Source organism: Frigoribacterium sp. PvP054 (assembly GCF_040547465.1).
In the GTDB taxonomy this organism is placed as follows: Bacteria; Actinomycetota; Actinomycetes; order Actinomycetales; family Microbacteriaceae; genus Frigoribacterium.
In genome coordinates this window covers 198,314-220,627 of the sequence record NZ_JBEPPU010000005.1, presented here as the reverse complement: position 1 = coordinate 220,627, position 22,314 = coordinate 198,314, and the positions used below count along the sequence as shown (strand labels likewise).

The window sequence follows — 22,314 nt, the reverse complement described above, 5'->3', positions numbered from 1 at the left end:
AGATCGGGGTTCGTCGTCGTGATCGGGGTTCGTCGTCGTGCCGACGAGCAGCGCGTCAGCGGACGGTGACCTTCACCGCCTTCGAGACGCTCGTCGACACCGTGGCGGTCCCCGCGTACGAGGCCGACAGCGAGTACGTGCCCGCCTTGGTGAACTTCGACACGGGCACGGTGACCTTGCCCGCGCCGGTCGCCGGCAGCTTCGCGCTGCCCACGACGCGGGTGCCGACCTTCACGGTGACGGTGCCGGTGGGGTTGCGCACGCCCTTGGCCGCCACCGTGACCGTGACGCTCGGCGCGGTGTTCCTCTTGACCGAGGTCGTCCCCGTCGCGAGGGCGCTGGTCGACGGCGCCTTCGTCACGGTCAGGGTCGCCGTGCCGCTCGTCGACGCGGCGATCGACGCGTCGCGCGGCGTGAAGGTCGCCACGAGGCGGTGCGTGCCCACGGCCGTCGTCGCGGGCACCGCGTAGCTCGCCTTGCCGCCCGAGACCGCGACCTGCGCCACGCGTCGGCCGTCGAGCGACACGGCCACCGTGCCGGTGGGTGCGACCCCGGCCACGCCGGTGACGGCGACCGTCGCGGTGACCGGCGACGTGCCGTAGGGCTGCGTGCTGCGGTTGAGCGTCAGCTTCGCGGTCGAGGCGGCCTTGTCGACCGTGACCGTCACCGTCGCCGAGTCCGACCCGGCCTGGGCGGCGGTGTCGGGGACGAAGGAGGCGCGGAGCGGGTGGGCACCCGCGGCGGTCGTCCCCGGCAGGGTCACCGCGGCCCGTCCGTCGGTGCCGACCCGCACGGAGCCGACCGTGGTGGAGCCGTCCCGCACCGTCACGGTGCCGGTCGGGGCGGACCCGTCGGCCGTCGTCACCCGCGTCGTGGCCGTGACGCGCGTCGGCGAGCCGTAGGTCTGACGCGTGCGGTCGACCGACAGCGTGCTCGTCGTGGCGGTGGCGGGCGCCGGGGTGGGGGCGACGGTGGGCGTCTGCTTCGCGGCGCCCGCGAGCGTGACGTCGAGCACCGCGCCTCCGGACGGCGACATCGACCGGACCGACACGGTGAAGCCGGAGTCCGCGCTCGTGAACGACTCGCCCGCGTCGAGGTGCGTGTCGCGACGGCTGGGGTCGGCCTTCGCGTCGAGGCCGACGGCCAGGGCGACGGTCGAGGTGACGGAGCCCGAGAAGGTGAGGGGGCGCAGCACGCGCACGCTGCCCGTGGCCTTGTCGCTGGTCAGCGCACAGCGGGTGAAGCCCGGTGCGACGAGCGCGCACGACGACGAGCGGCCGCCGAACTCGGCGCTGGTGGCGTCCTGGCCGGTGGCGGTCCGGTACTCGAGGTAGTAGTCCTGCCCGCTGATCGGGTCGACGACCTTGACGGCCCGGCCCGTCGCGGCGCCGTCGAGCGAACCGACGACGACCTGGCGGGTGGTGCCCGCCCCGCTGAGCGTCGTGACGTCGGTCAGGTACCCGGCCCGCACCCGCTGCACGGACGACAGGTGGGGTCGGGCCGACGAGACCGAGTAGCCCATGATGTCGAGGAAGTCGCCGTACTCGAGCACGGGGCAGGCGGCCGGGGTGTCGGTGGACGTGGCGTAGCGGTAGTCGCCGGCCGCCCCGTCGAACGAGGTCGTGCTGCGGCACATGCCGGCGCCGGCGTGGCCGAAGCCGAGGTTGTGGCCGAACTCGTGCAGCAGCACGGGGACGCCGAGTGCGGTGCCCGTGCCGTACGAGCTGAAGATCTCGCCGCCGTCCCCGCCGACCGTGCCGAACGCGGTCGTGCCGCAGGTCTCCCGCGTCAGGACGAGCAGGTGCTCGTTCGTGCCGGCCCAGGCGTACCGGGCGAACCGGCCGTCGAAGGCCGAGGTGTGCACGGTGTTGAGCACCGTCGAGGGGTTGCACGAGGCCTGGTCGAGCGGGCGCGTCTCGATGCCGCCGAGCGTCACGTCGACGGTGTGCCCGGACTCCTCCCACCAGTAGTCGTGCAGCTGGGCGACCGCGGTGCGGATCGAGGCCTCGTCGGGAGGCGTGGCGGAGTCGTCCGAGGTCGTGGCCGTCACCGTGGCGACGCTCACGTAGACGGGGTGGGTCGTCACGGTCGAGGCGCGCGACACGTCGTCGTCGGTCTGCGCCCGCATCAACGGTGCGGCGGGGACCTCGACCATGTCGTCCGAGAGGTCGGCCGTCACGCCCGCGGGCGAGGCGGCGGCCGCCACCACGGGAGGCGCGTCGTCGGTGGGTGAGGACGCGGCCTGGGCCGGGGTGGTCGCCAGGGCGGTGAGCAGCAGTGCGGCCACGGCGGTCGTCGCCGCGAGGCGGCGGGTCGGGGACGAGGACATGGGAGGACTCCGGGGCTGTCTCGGCGCGCGGGTCGTCACCGAGGGTGGTGGGCCTCCGGCGGACGTCGGGGAACGCCGGAGGTCCTGCCGCCTCGACGGACGTCGGGGGACGCCGAGGCGGCAGGGATTCCTCCGGCGGACGTCGGGGAACGCCGGAGGGGTGACGGCCTGAGCCGTCGACGGGGGTTCATGCCCGTGCATGGAACACAACCACCGTCGTGTCCCGTCGCGAACCCCCCGTCCGAGGACGGGGCACCCCCAGAACAGGAGCGTTCGGAACCACGGCGGACGCGCCTCCCCTGTCTGGGTGTCAGCCCGGACCGTCGGGGCGCCGGGGTATATCGTCCGGGTGTCGTTCGACCCCGTTCCACCCTCGAGAAGGAGAACACCATGAACAAGACGTCATCCGCCGGCACCTTCGGCACGGGCACCGGCCTCGACGGCATGTGGCAGGCCATGGAGCAGCTGCGGTCGACCTTCGACCGCCGTGAGGGCACCCGCGCGCCGCGGGGCGAGGTGCGCGCCGCGATCCTCGCGCTGCTGGCCGAACGGCCCATGCACGGCTACCAGATCATCCGCGAGATCGAGGACCGCAGCGGCGGCGACTGGAAGCCCAGCGCCGGCTCCGTCTACCCGACCCTGCAGCTGCTCATCGACGAGGGCCTCGTCACCGCCGAGGAGACCGACGGTCGCAAGGTGCACTCGCTCACCGAGGCCGGCCGTGCCGTCGCCGGAGCCGACGACTCCATGCCGTTCGGTGCCGCCGGACCCTCGTCGAGCGACCGGTACACGGCGCTGCCCAAGGCCGGCGTCGACCTCGCCCGCGCCACGGCGCAGGTCGGACGCTCGGGTTCGCCCGAGCAGGTGGACGAGGCCGTGGCGGTGCTGGACGACGCCCGGCGTCGCATCTACTCGATCCTCGCCCGAGACTGACGCGGGTGTCGTCCGCCGGACACGATCCGTCCCGTCCCGCCTTCCAGGACGCCGCGGGTCGCGCCCGATACCGCCGCATCCTCCGCTTCGCCTCGCGCCACCTGGCCGTCACCTGGTGGTTCGAGCTCGTGCTGCCGCGCTTCGGCCTGAGGCGGGTGGCCGAACGCACCAGGGCGCGGCGCATGCGCCGCTTCGCACGGGGGTTCCACGCCCTCGCCCTCGACCTCGGCGGTCTGATGATCAAGGTCGGCCAGTACCTGTCGTCACGCCTCGACGTGCTGCCGCCCGAGATCACGAAAGAGCTCGAGGGCCTGCAGGACGAGGTCACGCCCGTGCCGTTCGAGGGCATCAGGGCGCTCGCCGAGGCCGAGCTCGGTCGACCCCTCGAGCGGGTCTTCACCTCGGTGGCCCCGTCGCCCATCGCCGCGGCCTCGCTCGGTCAGGCGCACCGGGCGACGCTCGGCCCGGCCGACTCGGCCGACACCGGACTGGACGCCGTCGTGCTCAAGGTCCAGCGGCCCGGCATCGACGCGATCGTCGACGTCGACCTCGCGGCCCTGCGTCGCGTGGGCGGCTGGCTCAGCCACGTCCGGCTCGTGTCCGACCGGGTCGACGCCCCCGCGCTCGTCGAGGAGTTCGCCCGCACCAGCCTGGAGGAGATCGACTACCTCAACGAGGCGGCCAACTCGGCCCGCTTCGCGGCCGACTTCGCCGGTGACGACCGGGTCAGCGTGCCCGAGGTCGTCTGGGAGCGCACGACGCGGCGGGTGCTCGTGCTCGACGACGTCTCGGCGATCAAGATCACCGACGTCGAGGCGCTGGCCGCGGCGGGCATCGACCCGGCCGACGTCGCGCCGGTCTTCGCCGAGGTGATGTTCGACCAGCTCTTCACCCACGGGTTCTTCCACGCCGACCCGCACCCCGGCAACATCTTCGTGACCCCTGTGCCCGACGCGGTGGACGGGGCGCGACCGTGGAAGCTCACCTTCATCGACTTCGGCATGATGGGCGAGGTGCCCACGGGCACCCGCAACGGGCTCCGCAAGCTGCTCATCGCCGCGGCGTCGCGCGACGGCTCGGGCATGGTCGCCGCGATGCGCGATCTCGGCGTCCTGCTGCCGAACGCCGACACCGTCGGGCTCGAACGGGCCGTGAGCGCGACCTTCGCCCGGTTCGGCGGCATGGGCTTCGCCGAGCTGCGTCAGGTCGACCCCCGCGAGTACCGCGAGTTCGCCGGTCAGTTCGGCGACCTCATCCGATCGCTGCCGTTCCAGCTGCCCGAGGACTTCCTGCTCGTCCTGCGGGCGATGACGCTGACGTCGGGCGTCGCGAGCGCCCTCGACCCGAGCTTCAACCTCTGGGACTCGGTCGAGCCGTACGCGGCACAGCTGATCCGTGACGAGAGGGGCAACGCGGTGCAGGACGTCGCACGGCGCGCCCTCGACGCCGCGTCCGTCGCCGCCCGGTTGCCCGGCCGCCTGGACGGTCTCGTCGACCGACTGCAGGACGGGTCGCTCGAGGTGGGCAGCCCGCGCATCGAGCGGCAGCTCGGGCGCATCGAGCGGGTGGCGCGCCGCGTCGTCTCGGCCGTGCTCTTCGGGGCGCTGCTCGTCGCCGGGGCCGTGCTGCGCAGCGGCGACGACGTGCTCGGCACCGTGCTGATGGTCGCCTCGGCGGTGCCGTTGCTGCACGCCCTGCTGGCCGGCCGCGGGCGCTGACGGCGCGGCTCGGGGCCCGAACGGGGTACAGGGGGTTCCCCCTCACTGGGGACACCGGGACCCTTACCGACGTGACGATTCGTCGGTACTTTCGCATCATCGGCACCGTGCCGACTCGTCCGTGCCCCCTCCCGACCCGCACCACGGGGGCCCGACGCACCCCACCCGAAGGACTCCCCGACATGTCCCGATCGATCAGTCGCGCCCGCTGGACGCGCCGTGCCCGCTGGGCCGCCGTGCCCGTCGCCGTCATCGCCTCCGGAGCCATCATCTCGACGGCCTCGTACTCGGCCTTCTCCGCCACCACCTCGAACCCGACCAGCAACTGGTCGACCGGCACCGTGCAGCTCACGGACGACGACGCCGACGTGGCCCTGTTCTCGGCCTCGAACCTCGTGCCCGGCGACAGCGGCACGAAGTGCATCACGGTCACGTCGAAGGGCAGCGCGCCCTCGGCCGTCCGGCTCTACGGCACGTCGGCGACGACGACGAACTCGCTCTCGTCGTACCTCGACCTGACCATCCAGCAGGGCACCGGCGGTTCGAGCACCTCGTGCGACTCGTTCACCCCCGCCTCGCAGAACGCGCAGGTCTTCTCGGGCACGCTGGCCGACTTCGCGAGCCAGCGCACCGGCTACGCCGACGGCGCCCCCACGTGGTCGCCGGCCGGCACGACCGCCGAGTCGCGGTCGTTCAAGTTCTAGTACACGCTCAACCAGTCGACGCCGAACTCCGGTCAGGACTCCCGGGCCGCGATCGCCTTCACCTGGGAGGCCCAGACGCGCTGACCCGGTCGTCGACCCTCGTCGACCTCCGAGCCCGGCCACGCCGCCATGACGACCGCCACCGCCGACCAGCAGAGCCGGACCGCTCTGTCGTTCTGGGGTGCGCTGTGCCTGGCGACGACCGCGCGGGTCGTCCTCGCGACGGCCGTGTGCCTCCTGCTCTGGGCGGCCGTCCCGGCGCTCTGGGGCTGGTCGCCGACCACCGTCGTGTCGGGCTCGATGGCGCCCGCCATCGTCGCCGGCGACGTCGTCGTCGCGATGCCCGTCGCCACCGACGACCTCGACGCGGGCCAGGTGCTGCTCGTGGACGACCCCGACCGCGCCGGTGCGCTGCGCCTGCACCGCCTCGTCGACACCACCGACGACGGGCTGCGGTTGCGGGGTGACGCCAACGCCGACGTCGACTCGAGCCTGGTCCCGACCGAGGCGGTCCGCGGCGTGGGCGTGCTGCTCGTGCCGGCGATCGGCTCGGCGATGCTGTGGCAGGGCGGCGACCGCGTCCTGGGCGTGCTCGTCGTGTCGCTCGTCGTGCTGCTGTTGCTCGCCGCGACCCGGCTCGAGCCGACGACCGACGGCGTCGCCGACCCGCTCGCCCTCTCGCGTCACCGAGCGCGCACGCCCCCGACGGGGCGGACCCGCGTGGCGCGGGCCTCGGGCGCGGTGCTCGCGGTGGTCGCCGGGGTGGCCGTGCTCTTCGCCGTGGTCGGGTCGAGCCACGCCGCCTTCTCGGCCACGACGTCGACGCGCGCGTCCCTCGCCACCTCGCGCTTCGCCTGCCTCGACCGTCCGGTCGCCGCCCAGGCCCGGTTCGCGTACCAGTTCAACGACGGAGCCGGCACGACCGCCCGCGACGCGAGCGGCAACGGGCGCGCGGGGACGCTCACGCAGGGGGCCACGATCCGCGACGGCACCTGTGCGGCCGGCAACAGCCCCTTCGTGCGGCTCGACGGCGTGTCCGGTCAGATCACCACGGGGGAGAGCCTCGTCGGACCCCAGGTCTTCACCGTCGAGACGTGGTTCCGCACGACCACGACCACGGGCGGCAAGCTGATCAGCTTCGGCAACAGCCAGGCCGGGGCGTCGACCCAGTACGACCGCCACCTCTACCTGACCGACAAGGGCACCCTGATCTTCGGCGTCTACAACGCCGGCTACTTCTCGATCGAGAGTCCGCGGGCCTACACGGACGGCGCCTGGCACCTCGCCACGGTGACCCTGGGCCCGTCGGGCATGGTGCTCTACGTGGACGGCGCCAGCGTCGCCTCGTCGACCCAGTCCGCCGCCGAGAACTTCCGGGGCTACTGGCGAATCGGCTACGACGGGATGAACGGCGCCTGGCCGTCCATGCCGACGAGCAGGTACTACAAGGGCGACCTCGACGACACCACGGTCCTCGACGTGGCCTCGACGCCGGCCGAGGTCAGCGCCCGGTACTCGGCAGGCCGCTGACCGCGGCCCGGTGTGCCCCGGACTGGGCGTCGACCGCCGCGAGCGGACTCCGTAACGTCGATCCGTGATCCACGAGACCCATCCCGAACCGGCCCGGACACCCGCCGGGTCGACGGCCCCCAGCACCCCCAGCACCCCCACCACCCCGTTCGGCGCGCCCTCGGCCGCCGTCGGGCGGCGCATCGCCATCGTCGAGGCGGCCATGCGCGTCTTCACCGACAACGCGTTCCACGAGGCCTCGTTCGAACTCGTCGCCGAGGCCGCCGGCCTCCCGGTCAAGACCGTCCGCGACGAGTTCACGCACTGGCACGGCCTCGTCCTCGCGACCGTCGACCTCTGGGTCGGCCGGCGCACCCGACCGTTGATGCCCCTCGCCCAGACGCACGGCACGATCGCCCTGCTCCGCGCCATCGTGGCCGCCAACGCCGCCGAACCCGCCCTCATGCGACTGCTCAGCGCCGTCGTCAACGTCGCGGCGACCCCGGGCCACCCGGCCGCCCCGTTGCTGCACGACCAGTGGCAGCAGTTCTACCGGTTGGTCCACGCCTCGCTGGCCCGCGACGTCGAACTCGGACGCGAGCCCGACACGATGCAGCCGTCGTGCGGTGCCGAGCAGCTGATCGCCCTCTACGAGGGGCTGCAGCTGCAGTCGATGGTCCGACGCGACATGGACGTCGTCGCGTCCTTCGACCGGGCGGTCACGCGCCTCCGCGCCGGTTGGGGTTCGGTCTACGTCCCCCCGGCCTGGGACCTCGAACTGGTCTGAGGCGCCCCGCGCGGTCCGGGCCGCCGGTGGGGATCGGGGTACATCTGAGGCGAACTCATGGACAACCCCGCCTCATCGGCGTAGAAAGAACCCCACATCGCGTCTTACCAGCGCGGTGAAGGGGTGAGACTCCCCGCCGCCGGGCCCGACCGACCCGGCTGGAGACGCGACCGAAGAAGGTGCGCCGTGGATCAGACGGCCGAGACGACGACGAGGCGACCCGCCCCGCTCCGTCTCGCGCGCCTCCTCGGCCTCTCGGGGCTCGCCGCGATCGGCCTGGTCGGTCTCGGGCTCGCCTTCTCGTCGACGTCGGCCTCGGCCGACGAGGCTCCCTCGTCGCTCCTCGGCGGCGTGACCTCGGCCGTCGGCCAGGTCTCCGGCTCGCTCGACGCCCCCGTGGCCGCCGTGGGCCAGACCGCAGGAGGCGCGGTGTCGCAGGTCACGGACGTCGCCGTCCAGGCCACCGCCGTCGCACCCCCGGTCCAGCAGGTCGTCCAGGCCGCCGCACCCGTGGTGCCCCAGGTCGTCCAGCACGTCGCGGCCGCCGCACCCGTCTCGTCGGTCGTCGCGCCCGTCTCGCAGACCGTCGACCAGGTCGTCGCGGCCGTCCCGGTCGTCCCGGCCGTCGCCGGCCCGGCACCCGTCTCCACCGTGACCGACCCGCTGACCGGCGTCGTCGACGACGGCCTCGCCGCGGTCGGCGACTCGGCGGCGGCCCCGGCCACCCCGATCGTCCCGCCGGTCGTGCCGGGGGGCGTCACGCCCCGGCCGGGCGGCGACGTCCCTGCGGACGGCGCGCTCGCGGGAACGACCCCGGACGCCGTCGGCGTCGTCGGCCCGCTCGACGGCGATGCGGCAGCCGGCACGGCCGACGCGGCGGTCGTGGCCGACGCGTCGTCGTCCTCGGCGGTCGGTCCGACCGACGCTCTCTCGACGCTCCGCGACCGCATGGCCACGGCGTCGACCCCGGTCGACTCGACCACCGCGCCCCTGGCTCCCGCCCCCGGTCCGGCCCACTCGCCCGCCGGCGACGACCACGGCGCACCCGCCCTGCCCTCGGCCACCGGCGGCAGCGCGAACGGCCAGGCCTCGGGCGGCGGCGCGACCGGCGGTGCCGTCGCGGTCGACGCGACCCGCGCCTCCCAGCTTCCCGGACTCGCCGTCTCGACGGGGTCCGCGGACGGCGACGACGACCTCCCGTCGACGCCTGCGTACGACACCGACTCTTCTCCCGACTGAGGCCGGTCGCGTCGCCCCTGCAGCCCCCTGCTGCCGGCGACATCAGCGACCCCGCCGCGACCACGCGGCACCACACACCTCATCTCTTGGAGAACATCGTGAACAAGTACGTCTCGAGAGGGCTCGTGGGAGCACTCTTCGTCGGGGGCATCTGGGCCCTCGGAACGACCGCCGCGAACGCGGCGACCACCACCGGCGACGACGGGCTGCTCTCGGGCACCCAGGTCGGCGCCGTCGTCGAGGCCCCGGTCTCGGCCCTCGGCAACGCCGTCAGCGTGCTCGGCGACTCGAGCAGCACGGCCGCCCCGGCCGCGGCGCCCGCCGCACCGGCACCGGCACCTGCGGCACCGGCGCCTGCCGCACCGGCGCCTGCCGCGCCCGCACCCGCCGCTCCGGCGGCACCGGTCGCACCCGTCACGACGACGAGCGGCGAATCGGGCCTGCTCTCGGGCAGCCAGGGCATCGTCTCGGTCGACGTGCCCGTCACGGTCGGCGGCAACGCCGTCTCGGTGCTGGGCGACTCGGCCGGCACCGGCGCCGCGGCTCCGGCTGCTGCCCCGGCGGCTGCCGCCCCTGCTGCGGCCCCGGCCGCGACCTCGGGTGACGACTCGGTCGGGTCGGGCTCGCAGGCCGTCGTCGGCGTGACCGTGCCGGTCACGGTCGGCGGCAACGCGATCTCGGTGATCGGCGACCCGGCCAGCACCGGTGGCACGACCGGTGCTCCGGCAGGAGGCGCGGCGGACGACGCCACCGCCGGTGCCGGCACCACGAGCGGTGACGACGGCATCCTCGGGGGCACGCAGGTCGTGCCGTCGGTGGGGCTGCCCGTGACCGTCGGCGGCAACGCCGTCTCGGTGGTCGGCGACAGCAGCAGCACGGACACGACGACGGCCCCTGCGGCCGGCACGGGTTCGGCCGGTGCCGGTTCGACCGGCAGCGGTTCGACCGGTGCCGTCACCAGCGGTGACGACTCGGTCGCGGGCGGCAGCCAGGTGATCCCCGACGTGACCGCTCCGGTCACCGTCGGCGGCAACGCCGTCTCGGTGGTCGGCGACTCGGCCAGCACGGGGACGACCACGGGTTCCGGTTCGACCGGCACCGGCACCACCGGTGGCACGACGTCGGGTGACGACGGCGTCCTCGGTGGCACGCAGGTCGTGCCCTCGGTCGGACTGCCCGTGACCGTCGGCGGCAACGCCGTCTCGGTCGTCGGCGACTCGGCCAGCACGGGGACGACCACGGGTTCCGGCTCGACCGGCACCGGCACCACCGGTGGCACGACGTCGGGTGACGACGGCATCCTCGGTGGCACGCAGGTCGTGCCCTCGATCGGACTGCCCGTCACCATCGGCGGCAACGCCGTCTCGGTGATCGGCGACAGCGACACCACCGGAGGGACGACCAGCACCACGCCGACCGACCCCACCATGCCGACCGACCCGACCGACCCGACGATCCCCGTCGACCCGGCCGAGCCCTTCGACCCGACCGACCCGGTCGACCCGACGACGCCCACCACCCCGGGTGACGACGGCACGACCACGCCGGGCACCGACGGCACCGAGGTCACGACCGGGACCACCGGCACCACCGGAGTCGCGCTCGTGACGGTGGCCGCGACCGACCGCAGCGTCCTCGCCTCTGGGGCCCGCGCCTCCTCGGCCGTCGCGGCGGACTCGTCGCTCGCCTTCACGGGTGACGACGCGACCGCCCCGCTCGTGGGCGGCCTGCTGGCGCTGCTCGCCGGGCTCGGCCTGCTCGTGGCGGCCCGCCGCCGCTCGGCCCGCGCCTGACGGCTCGCGCCTGACCCGCACCCGCGCCGCTCGCACCTGAGCGACGCTCCACACCGACGGTGCACCGCAGACCTGGTTCAGGGGCCTGCGGTGCATCGCCGCGCGCGCGGGCGTGCCGTCGAGGTGACGCCTCGGGGGCGCTCACGGGCGCGCGGCCTCCCCGGCGGGTCACCTCGGAATCGACGGGCCGCCCGCTCGGTTGCACGACACATGACGTCTGCACCCACCATCGGCATCCTCGGCGCGGGCAAGGTCGGCACCGTCCTCGCCCGCCTGTTCCACGCCGCCGGCCACCCCGTCCTGCTCGCCGGCTCGGGCGACCCCGAGCGCATCCGGCTGATCGTCGACGTGATCGCGCCCGGTGCGCGGGCGGTCCGGTCGGCCGACGCCGCCCGTGACGCCGACGTCGTCGTGTTGGCGTTGCCGCTCGGCAAGCTCGACTCCGTGCCGGTCGAGGCCCTCGCGGGCAAGGTGGTCGTCGACGCCATGAACTACTGGTGGGAGACCGACGGCCTCCGCGACGACCTCTCGGACGTCCGCACCTCGACGAGCGAGCTCGTCCAGCGCCACCTGCCGGCGTCCCGCGTGGTCAAGGGCTTCAACCACATGGGTTACCACGACCTCGACGAGGGAGCCCTGCCGGCCGGCGACCCCGACCGCAGCGCCATCGCCCTCGCGTCGGACGACCGGGCGGCCCTCGACGTCGTCGCCGCGCTCGTCGACGCCGTCGGTTTCGACCCCGTCGCCCTGCCCACCCTGGCCGACGGCATCGCGCTCGAGCCGGGCTCGCTGGCGTTCGGCGCCGACGTCGGGGCGGCCGAGCTGATCGACACGGTGCGGGGCTTCTGGACGTCCCAGCGGGGCCTGACCGTCGCGCGGGCCCGCGGGTGGGCCGAACCCGTCGGGGGAGCCACCGAGCACCTCGCCGAGGACCCCTCCGAGGTACCCGCCGGGTGACGGGTCGAGGGCGTTCCAATCCGTTTCGGCCGTGGTGGCGAACCCTGTACATCCCCACCGGGACCAACGACAAGGAGCACCACCATGAACGCCTTCACCCGCAAGAACATCACCAAGACCACGCTGGGCCTGGTCGCCTCGGGCGCCCTCGTCTTCAGCCTCGCGGCGTGCTCGATGGACTCCGGTTCGTCGACCGACACCTCGTCGTCGTCCGCCTCGGCCTCGTCCGAGCCGTCCGCCGCGTCGACGCCCGCCGCGTCGATCGCCGACCTCAGCAAGGGCGTCGACACCCAGGTCGCCGTCGACGCGTCCTTCGTCTCGGCCCTGACCAGCCTGGGCCTCACCCCCGGCGTCGTGGGCTCGGCCACGTTCGACTCCACCACGGGCACCTTCGCGTTCCCGATCACGGGCGGCAACGTCGACTACTACGGGCCTGACAGCGACGTCCGCCCGTACGTCCAGGGCGAGATCGACCACGACGGCTCGGGCATCAGCCTCACCGCCGCCGACGGCACGGTCGTCGAGCTGACCGACTTCCGCATCGACCCGGGTGAGAGCAAGCTCTACGGCACCGTGACGGCCAACGGCCAGGTCGCCGCCGAGGACGCCTACCTGTTCAACCTCTGGGGTGGCACGCTGAAGCCCCTGCAGATGGACGGCACCAACGCCGTCCTCGAGGGCACCACCGTCCACATCAGCCCCGACGCCGCGGCCCTGCTGAACCAGACCTTCAAGACCGACGCGGTCCAGGACGAGATGCTCGTCGGCGTCGCGAAGATCACCGTCGCCACGGAGTAGCTCCGGACCTGATCCGGCCCGTGCCGGATCAGCCTCGAACCCCGTTTCGAACCATGAACCCCGTTTCTTCCGGGTTCATCGTTCGAAACGGGGTTCTTCGCGTTCGGTCTCGGGCGGTCAGGAGGCGCGGGTCACCTCACGCGAGCCGCCGCCGACCCGGCAGGGCCGCCCACCGGACCCGGCAGGGCCGCCCACCCGACCCGGCAGGGTCGGCCTGCTACTCGACCTTCTCGGTCTGCCACTGCTCGGGGGCGCGGTCGCCGTTGGGGCGGACCGGGCGCACGTCGCCCACGATGGGGATCGCGCGCTTGCGCAACGCCCAGAGGTACCGGACGAAGAAGTGCGTCAGGGTCGACAGGCGGTTGCCGTTGCCGAGCAGGCTCGTGATGTGGACGAAGACCCAGAGCAACCAGGCGAGCGGGCCGGTCATGGTCATGCCGCTCGGCAGCTGCACGACGGCGGCGTTCGTGCCGACCGTCGCCATCGTGCCCTTGTCGTGGTACTTGAAGGGCGTCGGCTTCTTGCCCGCGAGCATCCGGACGATCTGCTCGCCGATGTGCTCGCCGCCCTGGATCGCCGGCTGGGCCAGCTGCGCGAGGGCGTCGTCGGTGGCGGCGATGTCGCCGGCCGCGAAGATGCGGTCCAGGCCCTTGACCGTGAGGTCGTCGTTGACCTGGATGCGCCCGCCGTGGGTCTGCGGCACGCCCCAGCCGGCCACCTCGGCGTGGGCGGCGACCCCGGTCGCCCAGACGACCAGCTCGGCGGGGACGAACTCGCCGTCCGCCGTGACGACGCCGTCGGGGCGGACCTCTTCGACGCCCGTGTCGAGGCGGAGGTCGACGCCGCGCTTGCGCAGGACCTTGGCCGCGTACTTGCGCAGGCGCGGCGAGAACGGCTTGAGCAGCTCGCCGCTGCGGTGCACGAGGGTGATCGTGATGCTCGACGCGTCGATCTCGGGGTAGGCGTCCTTGAGGGCCTGGTCGCGCAGCTCGGCCAGGGCGCCGGCCATCTCGACGCCGGTCGCGCCACCGCCGACGATGACCACCCGCACCTCGCCGCTGCCCTGCGAGGCCGCGGCGTTCTCGAGCTGCGTGAACAGCTCGTCACGGATTCGCAGCGCCTGCGACCGCGAGTACATCGAGTAGGCGTACTCGTAGGCGCCCTTCGTGCCGAAGTAGCTGGTGTTCACGCCGTTGGCCAGCACGAGGGCGTCGTAGGCGATCTCCTCGCCGTCACGCAGGGTGATGATGCGGTCGTCGGCGCGCACCGTCGTGAGCAGCCCGTGGCGGAACTCGGCGTTCGACTGCTTCGAGCGCAGGCTCCGCAGGAAGTAGGTGACGTCGCCGGCGTTGAGGCCGCCCGTCGCCACCTGGTACATGAGCGGCTGGAACATGTTGTAGACGTGACGGTCGATCAGGGTGATGCGGACGTCCGCGTCGCGCAGGGACTTCATCGCCGCGATGCCGGCGAAGCCGCCGCCGACGATGACGACGTGGGGGCGGGTGTCTGCGGTCATGGGGGTGCTCCTGCGGTGTCGATCGTGTCGTCGGATCGTCGTCGACCCCGGTTGGCCGGACCCTGGCGGCGAGTCCGCGGCGAGTTTACTCGCCTCGTGGGCCCGCTCGTACCCCCGGTGCGAGGTCCCCGGGCACGGCCTCGGGCGGGGTCCGCCGAGACGGGTCCCGACCCGACCGGGGGTCTTGTCGCCCGCCCGAGCAGATGTTACGTTCATCGAACTACTCGCTGGTCGAGTTGCTCGTCAGTAAAGCGACATGTGTCGTCCACACGAGCGGACCCGATCGCGGTGGCACCCGAACCCCCGGAGACCCCATGACCCCCTCACCCACGGCCTCGACGCACGTCGAGCCCCAGACCGGCGACATCGCCGCCGTGCTGATCGCGCTCCAGCACCTGCAGACCCAGATCGCGTTCGCCAACGACCAGCTCGCCAAGCGCATCGGCGTCGGGTCGACCGACTTCCTCGCCCTCGTGCACCTGTCGGTGCAGGGCGACACCCCGCCGAAGAAGGTGGGCGAGGCGCTCGGGCTCTCGTCGGGGGCGATGACGGCCCTCGCCGACCGCCTCGAGTCCGCCGGACTCGTGAACCGGTCGCAGCACCCCACCGACCGGCGCAGCTTCGTCCTCGCCCTGACCGCCGACGGTGCGGCGGGCGTCAACGACGCCGGCGCCCTCTACGGCCGGGCCGTCGAGGAGGCGCTGCCCGCCTCGCGCCGGTCCGTCGCCGAAGCGGTCTTCCGCGACCTGGGCACCGCCCTCGGGTCGCTCGTCGCCTGACGGACGCCCCCGCGCCTCCTCGTCCGGGCGGACCGGCCGGGACCGGTGTGCCCGCGACCCGATAAGGTCGGCTCGTGAGACTCTCGGTGACCTGGACGGCAGGGGACGCGCAGCACGGAATGCAGGTGCACGACGACCGTCTCGTCTACGTCCTGCGTGACACCGCCGGCCGGCCGAGCACGCACGAGATCACGGCCGAATCCCTCGCCACGGTCGACTACGCCCCGGGTGCCGACCAGCCCGTCATCACGCTGGCCGAGCACGACGGCACGCGGACGTCGTTCCCTTGCCCCCGCAAGATCGCCCGGGTGCTCTACCCCGCGATCAAGTGGATGACGGTTTGACGCGACGCGCTACGAGGTGCGCTCGAGGTCGGTGACGTGGGCGCGCCTGCGGATCGCGACCTCGCGCCTCCTGGCCTTCACCGCACCGCGGAACCCGACCTCGGCGACGATCGCGCCCGCGATCATCAGCGAGAAGCCGGCGAGGCCGGCGGGCAGGCCGAACATGGTCGGGGCGTCCCAGTCGAAGGTGAACGCCAGCACGGCCAGGCCGATCGCCACGAGGGCGAAACCGGCGACCGACAGGCAGACGCGGCGGGCTCTCGGTGCACTCATCGGGCCAGCGTAGGCAACGGGTGCCGCCGATCGACGGCGTTCCCAGCGGACGCTGACCGTTCTGCCGCGTAGCCCCCAGGCAGGCTCGTCACCCGGCAGGTTCACAGGGAGCAGAATTGCACTCCTGGCCTCGGAGTGCAATCATCGATCTCGGCCGACCGGCCCCGGCGACGTCGCCGACCACGAACCGCGACGAGACCGAGGAGGCGCGCGATGGCCCTCGCCACCGGCAAGACCGCCCAGCGTCGGCAGCGCACCCGGTTCGAGCTGACCGCCGCCGCGAGGCGGCTCACCGCCGAGCACGGGCTCTCGGGGTTCACCCTCGAAGAGCTCTGCGCCTCGGTGGGCATCTCGCGTCGCACCTTCTTCAACCACTTCGCCTCGAAGGAGGACGTCGTCGTCGGCGTCGCGCTCGACGACGACGACGAGGCACTCGACGGGTACGCGTCCTCGCGACGCGACCCGCGCCTCCCGGTCCTCTCGACGGTCTTCGACGACCTGGGCGCCCTGGTCGTCGAGCGGGTCGAGAACGTCGGCCTGACCCGCGGGCAGGCCGCCGACTTCAAGGCCGCCCTCGACCGCGAACCGCGACTGTTCGGGGCCATGATGCGGCAGGGCGACGAGCAGCGGCGGCGCATCGTGGCGGCCGTCGCCTCGCACGAGGGGCTGGACGAGGGCGACCCTCGCATCGACGTCGCCGTGACCCTGCTCACGGGCCTCGTCCAGCGCGCCTTCGAACGCTTCTTCTCCGCCGAGGGGCGGGCCGACGAGCGCTTCGACGCCGTCCTCGACGCCCAACTCGCCATCGCCCGCGGGCTCTTCGCGGCGTCTACCCCTTCCGCGTCGCCGACCCCGGCAGCCGCACCGACCCTCCCCGCCGACCACGACCGAAAGGCGCTGTGACCCAGCCATGACGACCACCACCGCCGCGAAGGCCGACGCGCCCTTCCTCCTGACGAAGAGACGCATCTGGATCATCTTCGGCGCCTTGATCTCGGGCATGCTGCTCTCGAGCCTCGACCAGACGATCGTGTCGACGGCCATGCCGACCATCGTCGGCGAGCTCGGCGGCGTCGAGCACCAGGCCTGGATCACCACGGCCTACCTGCTGGCCACCACGATCGTCATGCCGATCTACGGCAAGTTCGGCGACGTGCTGGGGCGCCGCTCGCTCTTCCTCGTCGCGATCGCGATCTTCACCCTGGCCAGCATCGGGTGCGCCTTCGCGACCGACTTCTGGGCCTTCGTGGTCTTCCGCGCGATCCAGGGTCTCGGCGGCGGCGGCCTGATGATCCTGTCGCAGGCGATCATCGCCGACATCGTGCCCGCCTCCGAGCGCGGCAAGTACCTCGGCCCCCTCGGCGCGGTCTTCGGCCTCTCGGCGATCGGCGGACCCCTGCTCGGCGGCTTCTTCGTCGACCACCTGACCTGGCAGTGGGCGTTCTACATCAACATCCCGGTCGGCATCGTGGCGTTCGCCATCACCTGGGCCGCCCTGACGCTGCCGAGCAAGAAGGCCACGAAGCGCATCGACGTGCTCGGGGTCGTGCTGCTGTCGGCCGCGACCACCTGCCTGATCTTCTTCACCGAGTTCGGCGGCCAGGACGAGCACGGCTGGGGTGCCCCCGAGACCTGGCTCTGGGGTGCCGGCGTCGTGGTCGCCGCGTCGCTCTTCGTGCTCGTCGAGTCGCGCGCCGACGACCCGATCATCCCGCTGTCGTTCTTCCGCAACAAGGTGTTCGTCCTCGCCACGGCCGTCGGCTTCGTGCTGGGCATCGGCATGTTCTCGGCCATCGCGTTCGTCCCGACGTTCCTCCAGATGTCCTCGGGCGCCTCGGCCGCGGTCTCGGGCCTGCTGCTGCTGCCGATGATGGTCGGCCTGATCGGCACGTCGATCGTGTCGGGCAACCTGATCACCAAGACCGGTCGCTACAAGGTGTTCCCCGTCGTCGGCACCGTCCTCACGGGCATCGCCATGGCGCTGTTCACGACGTTGACGGCCGACACCCCGCTCTGGCTGATCTGTGTCTTCCTCTTCCTGTTCGGCGCCGGCCTCGGCCTCATCATGCAGGTCGTGGTGCTCGTCGTGCAGAACTCGGTGGACGCGCAGAACGTCGGCACGGCGACCAGCACGAACAACTACTTCCGCGAGGTCGGTGCCGCGCTCGGCGTCGCGATCTTCGGTGCGCTGTTCACGAGTCGGCTCACCTCGAACCTCACGGACGTCTTCACCGGTGCCGGGGCCTCGGCCGACGACGCCTCGCAGGCCACGGCGACCCTGGACCCGGCCACGCTGAACCAGCTGCCCGAGCAGGTCCGTCGCCTGGTCGTCGAGGCCTACGCCGACTCGCTCGCGCCGGTCTTCGCCTACCTGATCCCGTTCATCGCGGTGGCGTTCGTGCTCTCGCTCTTCCTGCCCCAGATCGAGCTGTCGGACGTGGCGGGCATGGTGTCGCGCGGCGAGGCGCTCTCGGGCGACGAGGCCGAGCAGCTCGAGGCCGCCGCGCGGGCCGGACACGGTCGTGGCGAGGGGCGTGCCGGGAGGCGCGGTGCCGGGACGGCGTCGGAGGCCGCGACCGCCGGTGCGGTGGCCACCGGGGCTCCCGTCGCGCCGCTCGACGGTGTCGACGCGCGAGACGACGGCCGGGAGGATGCCGACCGGCCGTAGCCGACCGGATCAAGACACCGTCGAATGGACGGCGCACCGCGTCCTGCGACGGTGCCCTGTCCACTCGACGGTGTTCTTCGTCCGGGCAGGGGTAGGGGCAGGGGCAGGGGCAGGCGCAGGGGGGAGCCGGGGCGGGCGCGCCGGGTCAGACGGCCGCGGGGCCCGGGGCCGGCAGGCTCGCGGCCGCCGTCGAGGTGCGGGCGGCGGCGGATGCGAGCCGCGCCTCCTGGGCCGCGTCCCAGACGACGCCGTCGACGTCGTCCTCGCGCAGGCGGGTGGGGGTGCCGTGGGTGCTCATGGGTGTCTCCTCGGGCGGGCCCGTCGGGTCGGGCGCGTCTGACGATGGTGCGGCACGGTGGGGTCGTGCCGCGGCCCCCAGTTCGTGGGCGGCCGCGGCATCACCGTAGCGGATTCGCGCGGTGGCGCGAAGGGGGCGGGACGCCCGGGTGGCGGTGCCGATGCGGCCCTTCGTAGGGTGGTGGCCATGAGTGCGCGAGGCGGAGCCCGGTGATCCACGACGTGCGGCTGGCCGGTGGCGGCGTGCGTCTCGACCCGCTCGAGGTCGGCGACGCGGACGCGCTGTGGCCGCTGACCGACGACGAGCTGTGGGCGGGCATGGTCACGCCCCGACCGGCGAGCGTCGCGGCCTACGCCGACCACGTGGAGGCGCAGCTCGCCGCCCCGACGACCCTCGCCTTCACCGTGCGGGGCGCGGACGACGGCGAGGTGCGCGGCACGACGACGCTCTACGACCTCGCGCCGGCGCAGGGACGGGTCGAGATCGGCAGCACCTGGTACGGCCGTGCGTTCTGGGGAGGACGGACGAACCCCGCCACGAAGCTGCTGCTGCTCACCCACGCGTTCGACGCCCTGGGGCTGAACCGGGTGGCACTGCGCTGCGACGCGCGGAACCTCCGCAGCGCCTCGGCCATCCGGCGGCTGGGCGCCGTGCCCGAGGGCGTGCTGCGATCGCACCGGATCGCCGCCGACGGCACGGTCGGCGACACGGCCTACTTCTCGATCGTCCGCCCGGAGTGGCCCGACGTGCGGGCCGGCCTGGAGGCGCGACTCGCCTGAGGGGCCGGTGGCGGGGTCGGCGCGGGTCAGTCGCGCGGTGCCGGGGTGGCGACGCTCAGGGCGTCGAACAACTCGTCCGCCACGAGGTGCGCCTCGGACGACATCAGCGTGATCGGATCGCCGCCCTCGACGTCGACCATCACCCACCGGCCGCCGCGGCGGCGACGACGCTCGTCGACCGGGGTGATGCGCACGTCGTGCAGTCCGGCGGCGGGCCACTCCTCGGCCCGTGCCCCGCGGAGGCGCGAGATCGGGTCGGGCAGGTAGCGCAACCGCGCCGTCGACAGGGCGAGGCGACCGGGGTGGGCCGCGCCTCCCGATGGCAGCACCCGCTCGGCGAACGTGCCCCAGAGGAGGCGCTCGTCGGGTCCGACGGGGAGCCTCCGCCACGAGGTCACGGCCAGGAGGCGCACCACCAGCACGACGTCGGCCGCCGCCAACGCGACCACGAAGGCGAGCATCGCGAACCAGATGCCGTCGTGGCCCCGGGTCTCGGCCCGGAAGCTCAGCTGCGCGACGAAGAGCAGGACCAGCAGGACCTGCACGGCCACCTGGAACAGCTGACGGGACTGCAGCGCCTTCTCGGACGGGGTTCGGGGCGGGTCGAGGGCGGCCTTGTCCATGAGGGATTGTCTACTCCAAGGGGAGGGGGCGGGCGCTCGCCGACATCCCGGGGCGTCGGCCCGGTACGGTGACGGCATGCCCGACGAGACCTGGATCGTCTTCGACGACGAGCCCAAGCTGCGCCTGCTCGTCCGCGTCATGCGCGTGGCGATGCCGGCCGCCGTGCTGCTCGGGACCGCCAGCGCGTTCTTCTCCAAGTCGTCGGGCGACTCGCCCGTCGACCTCTTCGGCCTCATCGCCGTGCCGATCTGGTTCGTGCTCTGGGCCACGATCGCCGCCGTCGTCTGGAACGTCGTGCTCTGGCTGAACGCGCCCTTCGCCGTCGACCTGCGGGGTCGGCGGCTGCGCATCGGGCGGCGGGTCGTGCCCTTCGCCGAGATCACCCGCGCCGAACTCGTCCCGGTACAGGACGACGAGGCCGGGCTGCTCCTGAAGCTCTCGCGTGGTCGCCGCCCGTCGGTGTCCGTCCTGTTGCGCGAGCGGTCGACGCCCGTGCTCGACGACGCCCGACGCGACCTGCTGGTCGAGGTGATCCGCGCCTCCTCGATCGCCCGACCGGTGAGCCCGCACGACCCGACGGGCAGGTTCGCGCGGTTCAACTTCCCGGGGATGCTCGACAAGGCCGGGGCCGAGCAGGTGGTCCGCGACCCTCCGGCACCCGGCGAGCCCGCGCCCTGACGCCGGCACCGGTGCGGCCGACGCCGCCACGATGTACACAGCCCGCCACGAGATCTCGTGGCGGGCTGTGCACATCGTGGCGGCGTGGTGGCCGACGGGTGTCGACTCAGCGGCGACGCAGGCGCAGGCGCAGGCGCCCGGCGACGAGGGCACCCGCCCCGGCGAGCACCGACGCGACCGCCCAGCCCAGGGCGCCCGACGGGTCGGAGCCGGTGTAGGCGAGCGACGACGGACGGGTGGGCGTCGCGGCGACGACCGGTCGCACCGGGGTCGCGGCCGGGGCGACCGAGCCGGGCGTCGAGACGACGGGGGCCGTCACGGCGGGGGCGACCGAGAGCAGGACGGTGTCCGAGAAGCCGCTCACCGTCGTCTGGGCGGCGTCGAACGAGAACGCTTCGGCGGCGAAGTCGCCCGCCGGCAGCACGAACCGTGCCGCGAAGCGACCCGTCGCGTCGACGGGGACGAGGGTGACGGCGCCACCGCTGGTCTCGTAGGGCACCGGGTCGACGTCGACGGGGATCGCCTCGAGCTCGTCGGCCGGTTCGTCGGCGGCCGCGGCCCGCAGGAGGGGCTCCTCGTCGGTCGGGAGGTCCTCGGCGTCGTAGACCTCGACGAAGGCGTATCCGCCGGCGACGCCGTTCTCGCCGGCGATCGTCACGACGCCCGCCGTGGCATCCGTGGGCGCCTCGAGGTGCGGGGCCGGAGCGAACGTGGTCACCGCGAAGTCGGTCGACGCGACGCGTCCGTGCTCGTCCGACACGGTGACGGTGACGGTCCCGCCGACGGGCAGGTCGGCCGGGGCCGTGACGAAGAACGTCGCGGCCCCGTCGGCGTCGAAGACCTCAAGGGGCGACAGCGAGGACCAGCCGTCGCCGTCCTCGACGTCGTCCCCGGCGACCTCGGCGGTGACGAGGTCGCCGGGCGTGAAGCCGAACGGGAACACGGACACCGCCATGCCGGGGTGGATCTGGAAGTCGTCGCCGTAGACGACCGGCTCGTCGACGGGCACCTCGTCGGCCGGGGACACCTCGGCGACCTCGGCGGGCGCCGACGTCTCGACCGGCCCGGGGGCCACCGCGGTCTCGTCCTCCGACGCCGCGTCGTCGGCGGGCCGGGCGTCGTCTCCGGTCGGCGCGTCGGCCTCGGCGGGGGTCGCACCGGACCCGGAGGCGCCGGTCGCGTCGTCGCCGGAGGTCACGGCCCCCGCGTCGCCGGTCGACGTCGCCGGGGCGTCCGCCGGGGTCGGTGCCACCGTGGTCGGGTCGACGGCGACGGGCGCGCCCGTCGGGGCGGCGTCGGCCGCGGGGGCGTCGACGGCCACGGGGTCACCCTCGGCGGCGAACGCCGTCGTCGGCGCGAGGACGAGGGCCGCGGCGAGCGCGGCGGCGGGCAGGGCGGTGGTGGCGCCGAGACGGCGAGATCTGGACATGGTTCCCCCGGGACGAGTGGTGCCGCGCATCGGGCGCGCGGTCGGTCGACTGTAGACAGCCCGGTCGGCCCGACCGGGGGGCGGAGGGACGTCGGAGGTGCGTCGTGATGAGACCGTGATGCGGTTGTCCCCCGCCGCGCGGCGTTCGGGTACGGCCGT

General features: G+C 73.5%; 21 protein-coding genes. 15 read left to right on the top strand and 6 right to left on the bottom strand.

Going from position 1 to position 22,314, the window contains the following annotated elements; all coding sequences use genetic code 11:
* Positions 1-55: 55 nt before the first annotated feature.
* On the bottom strand, positions 56-2,329 hold the full coding sequence (locus tag ABID81_RS09470; RefSeq protein WP_354594552.1) for an Ig-like domain repeat protein: 2,274 nt from the start codon (positions 2,327-2,329) through the stop codon (positions 56-58).
* A 390-nt stretch (positions 2,330-2,719) separates the two neighbouring features.
* Between ABID81_RS09470 and ABID81_RS09465 the strand changes: the two genes are divergently transcribed.
* From ABID81_RS09465 to ABID81_RS09425, 9 genes are all read left to right on the top strand, one after another.
* Complete coding sequence (locus ABID81_RS09465) at positions 2,720-3,262, top strand: PadR family transcriptional regulator (protein ID WP_354594551.1); 543 nt, start codon at positions 2,720-2,722, stop codon at positions 3,260-3,262.
* A 5-nt stretch (positions 3,263-3,267) separates the two neighbouring features.
* On the top strand, positions 3,268-4,980 hold the full coding sequence (locus ABID81_RS09460) for an ABC1 kinase family protein (RefSeq protein ID WP_354594550.1): 1,713 nt from the start codon (positions 3,268-3,270) through the stop codon (positions 4,978-4,980).
* Positions 4,981-5,162: 182 nt separating this feature from the next.
* On the top strand, positions 5,163-5,684 hold the full coding sequence (locus ABID81_RS09455) for a hypothetical protein (protein ID WP_354594549.1): 522 nt from the start codon (positions 5,163-5,165) through the stop codon (positions 5,682-5,684).
* A gap of 129 nt (positions 5,685-5,813) precedes the next feature.
* A complete protein-coding gene (locus ABID81_RS09450) occupies positions 5,814-7,214 on the top strand; it encodes a LamG-like jellyroll fold domain-containing protein (RefSeq protein WP_354594548.1) in 1,401 nt (466 codons plus the stop codon).
* Positions 7,215-7,278: 64 nt separating this feature from the next.
* Entirely contained in the window at positions 7,279-7,980 is a 702-nt protein-coding gene (locus ABID81_RS09445) for a TetR/AcrR family transcriptional regulator (RefSeq protein WP_354594547.1), read from the top strand.
* A gap of 186 nt (positions 7,981-8,166) precedes the next feature.
* Positions 8,167-9,219 carry a hypothetical protein gene (locus ABID81_RS09440; RefSeq protein WP_354594546.1) on the top strand — a complete coding sequence of 351 codons (1,053 nt, stop codon included), beginning with the start codon at positions 8,167-8,169 and terminating at the stop codon, positions 9,217-9,219.
* A 98-nt stretch (positions 9,220-9,317) separates the two neighbouring features.
* Positions 9,318-11,012: a hypothetical protein gene (locus ABID81_RS09435; RefSeq protein WP_354594545.1), complete on the top strand. Its 1,695-nt coding sequence runs from the start codon at positions 9,318-9,320 to the stop codon at positions 11,010-11,012.
* A 210-nt stretch (positions 11,013-11,222) separates the two neighbouring features.
* Positions 11,223-11,969: an NADPH-dependent F420 reductase gene (locus ABID81_RS09430; protein WP_354594544.1), complete on the top strand. Its 747-nt coding sequence runs from the start codon at positions 11,223-11,225 to the stop codon at positions 11,967-11,969.
* An 84-nt stretch (positions 11,970-12,053) separates the two neighbouring features.
* The gene (locus tag ABID81_RS09425; protein WP_354594543.1) at positions 12,054-12,767 is read left to right on the top strand and encodes a hypothetical protein; all 714 of its coding nucleotides are present in this window, start codon (positions 12,054-12,056) and stop codon (positions 12,765-12,767) included.
* Between the two features lie 217 nt (positions 12,768-12,984).
* Here the strand turns inward: ABID81_RS09425 and ABID81_RS09420 are convergent, their stop codons facing one another.
* On the bottom strand, positions 12,985-14,283 hold the full coding sequence (locus ABID81_RS09420; protein WP_354594542.1) for an NAD(P)/FAD-dependent oxidoreductase: 1,299 nt from the start codon (positions 14,281-14,283) through the stop codon (positions 12,985-12,987).
* Positions 14,284-14,597: 314 nt separating this feature from the next.
* Between ABID81_RS09420 and ABID81_RS09415 the strand changes: the two genes are divergently transcribed.
* Both ABID81_RS09415 and ABID81_RS09410 read left to right on the top strand, forming a co-directional pair.
* On the top strand, positions 14,598-15,062 hold the full coding sequence (locus ABID81_RS09415; RefSeq protein ID WP_354594541.1) for a MarR family winged helix-turn-helix transcriptional regulator: 465 nt from the start codon (positions 14,598-14,600) through the stop codon (positions 15,060-15,062).
* A 74-nt stretch (positions 15,063-15,136) separates the two neighbouring features.
* The gene (locus ABID81_RS09410) at positions 15,137-15,406 is read left to right on the top strand and encodes a hypothetical protein (RefSeq protein ID WP_354594540.1); all 270 of its coding nucleotides are present in this window, start codon (positions 15,137-15,139) and stop codon (positions 15,404-15,406) included.
* A 9-nt stretch (positions 15,407-15,415) separates the two neighbouring features.
* Here the strand turns inward: ABID81_RS09410 and ABID81_RS09405 are convergent, their stop codons facing one another.
* Complete coding sequence (locus ABID81_RS09405; RefSeq protein ID WP_056261424.1) at positions 15,416-15,679, bottom strand: hypothetical protein; 264 nt, start codon at positions 15,677-15,679, stop codon at positions 15,416-15,418.
* Between the two features lie 213 nt (positions 15,680-15,892).
* Here ABID81_RS09405 and ABID81_RS09400 point away from each other — a divergent pair, with 213 nt between their 5' ends.
* Together ABID81_RS09400 and ABID81_RS09395 are read left to right on the top strand one after the other, a co-directional pair.
* The gene (locus ABID81_RS09400; protein WP_354594539.1) at positions 15,893-16,582 is read left to right on the top strand and encodes a TetR/AcrR family transcriptional regulator; all 690 of its coding nucleotides are present in this window, start codon (positions 15,893-15,895) and stop codon (positions 16,580-16,582) included.
* 7 nt (positions 16,583-16,589) lie between these two features.
* Positions 16,590-18,347, top strand: a complete 1,758-nt coding sequence (locus ABID81_RS09395; protein WP_354594538.1) for an MDR family MFS transporter — start codon at positions 16,590-16,592, stop codon at positions 18,345-18,347.
* 145 nt (positions 18,348-18,492) lie between these two features.
* Here ABID81_RS09395 and ABID81_RS09390 read toward each other — a convergent pair whose 3' ends face one another.
* A complete protein-coding gene (locus ABID81_RS09390) occupies positions 18,493-18,645 on the bottom strand; it encodes a hypothetical protein (protein WP_354594537.1) in 153 nt (50 codons plus the stop codon).
* Between the two features lie 209 nt (positions 18,646-18,854).
* Here ABID81_RS09390 and ABID81_RS09385 point away from each other — a divergent pair, with 209 nt between their 5' ends.
* Positions 18,855-19,424 (top strand): GNAT family N-acetyltransferase, encoded by a 570-nt coding sequence (locus tag ABID81_RS09385; protein ID WP_354594536.1) that lies wholly within the window; start codon positions 18,855-18,857, stop codon positions 19,422-19,424.
* Between the two features lie 26 nt (positions 19,425-19,450).
* On the opposite strand, the gene ABID81_RS09380 is transcribed toward ABID81_RS09385, so the two are convergent.
* The gene (locus tag ABID81_RS09380; RefSeq protein ID WP_354594535.1) at positions 19,451-20,047 is read right to left on the bottom strand and encodes a hypothetical protein; all 597 of its coding nucleotides are present in this window, start codon (positions 20,045-20,047) and stop codon (positions 19,451-19,453) included.
* 76 nt (positions 20,048-20,123) lie between these two features.
* On the opposite strand from ABID81_RS09380, the gene ABID81_RS09375 reads away from it, so the two are divergent.
* A complete protein-coding gene (locus ABID81_RS09375) occupies positions 20,124-20,726 on the top strand; it encodes a hypothetical protein (RefSeq protein WP_354594534.1) in 603 nt (200 codons plus the stop codon).
* A 106-nt stretch (positions 20,727-20,832) separates the two neighbouring features.
* Here ABID81_RS09375 and ABID81_RS09370 read toward each other — a convergent pair whose 3' ends face one another.
* Positions 20,833-22,155 carry a hypothetical protein gene (locus ABID81_RS09370; protein WP_354594533.1) on the bottom strand — a complete coding sequence of 441 codons (1,323 nt, stop codon included), beginning with the start codon at positions 22,153-22,155 and terminating at the stop codon, positions 20,833-20,835.
* Between the last annotated feature and the right edge of the window lie 159 nt (positions 22,156-22,314).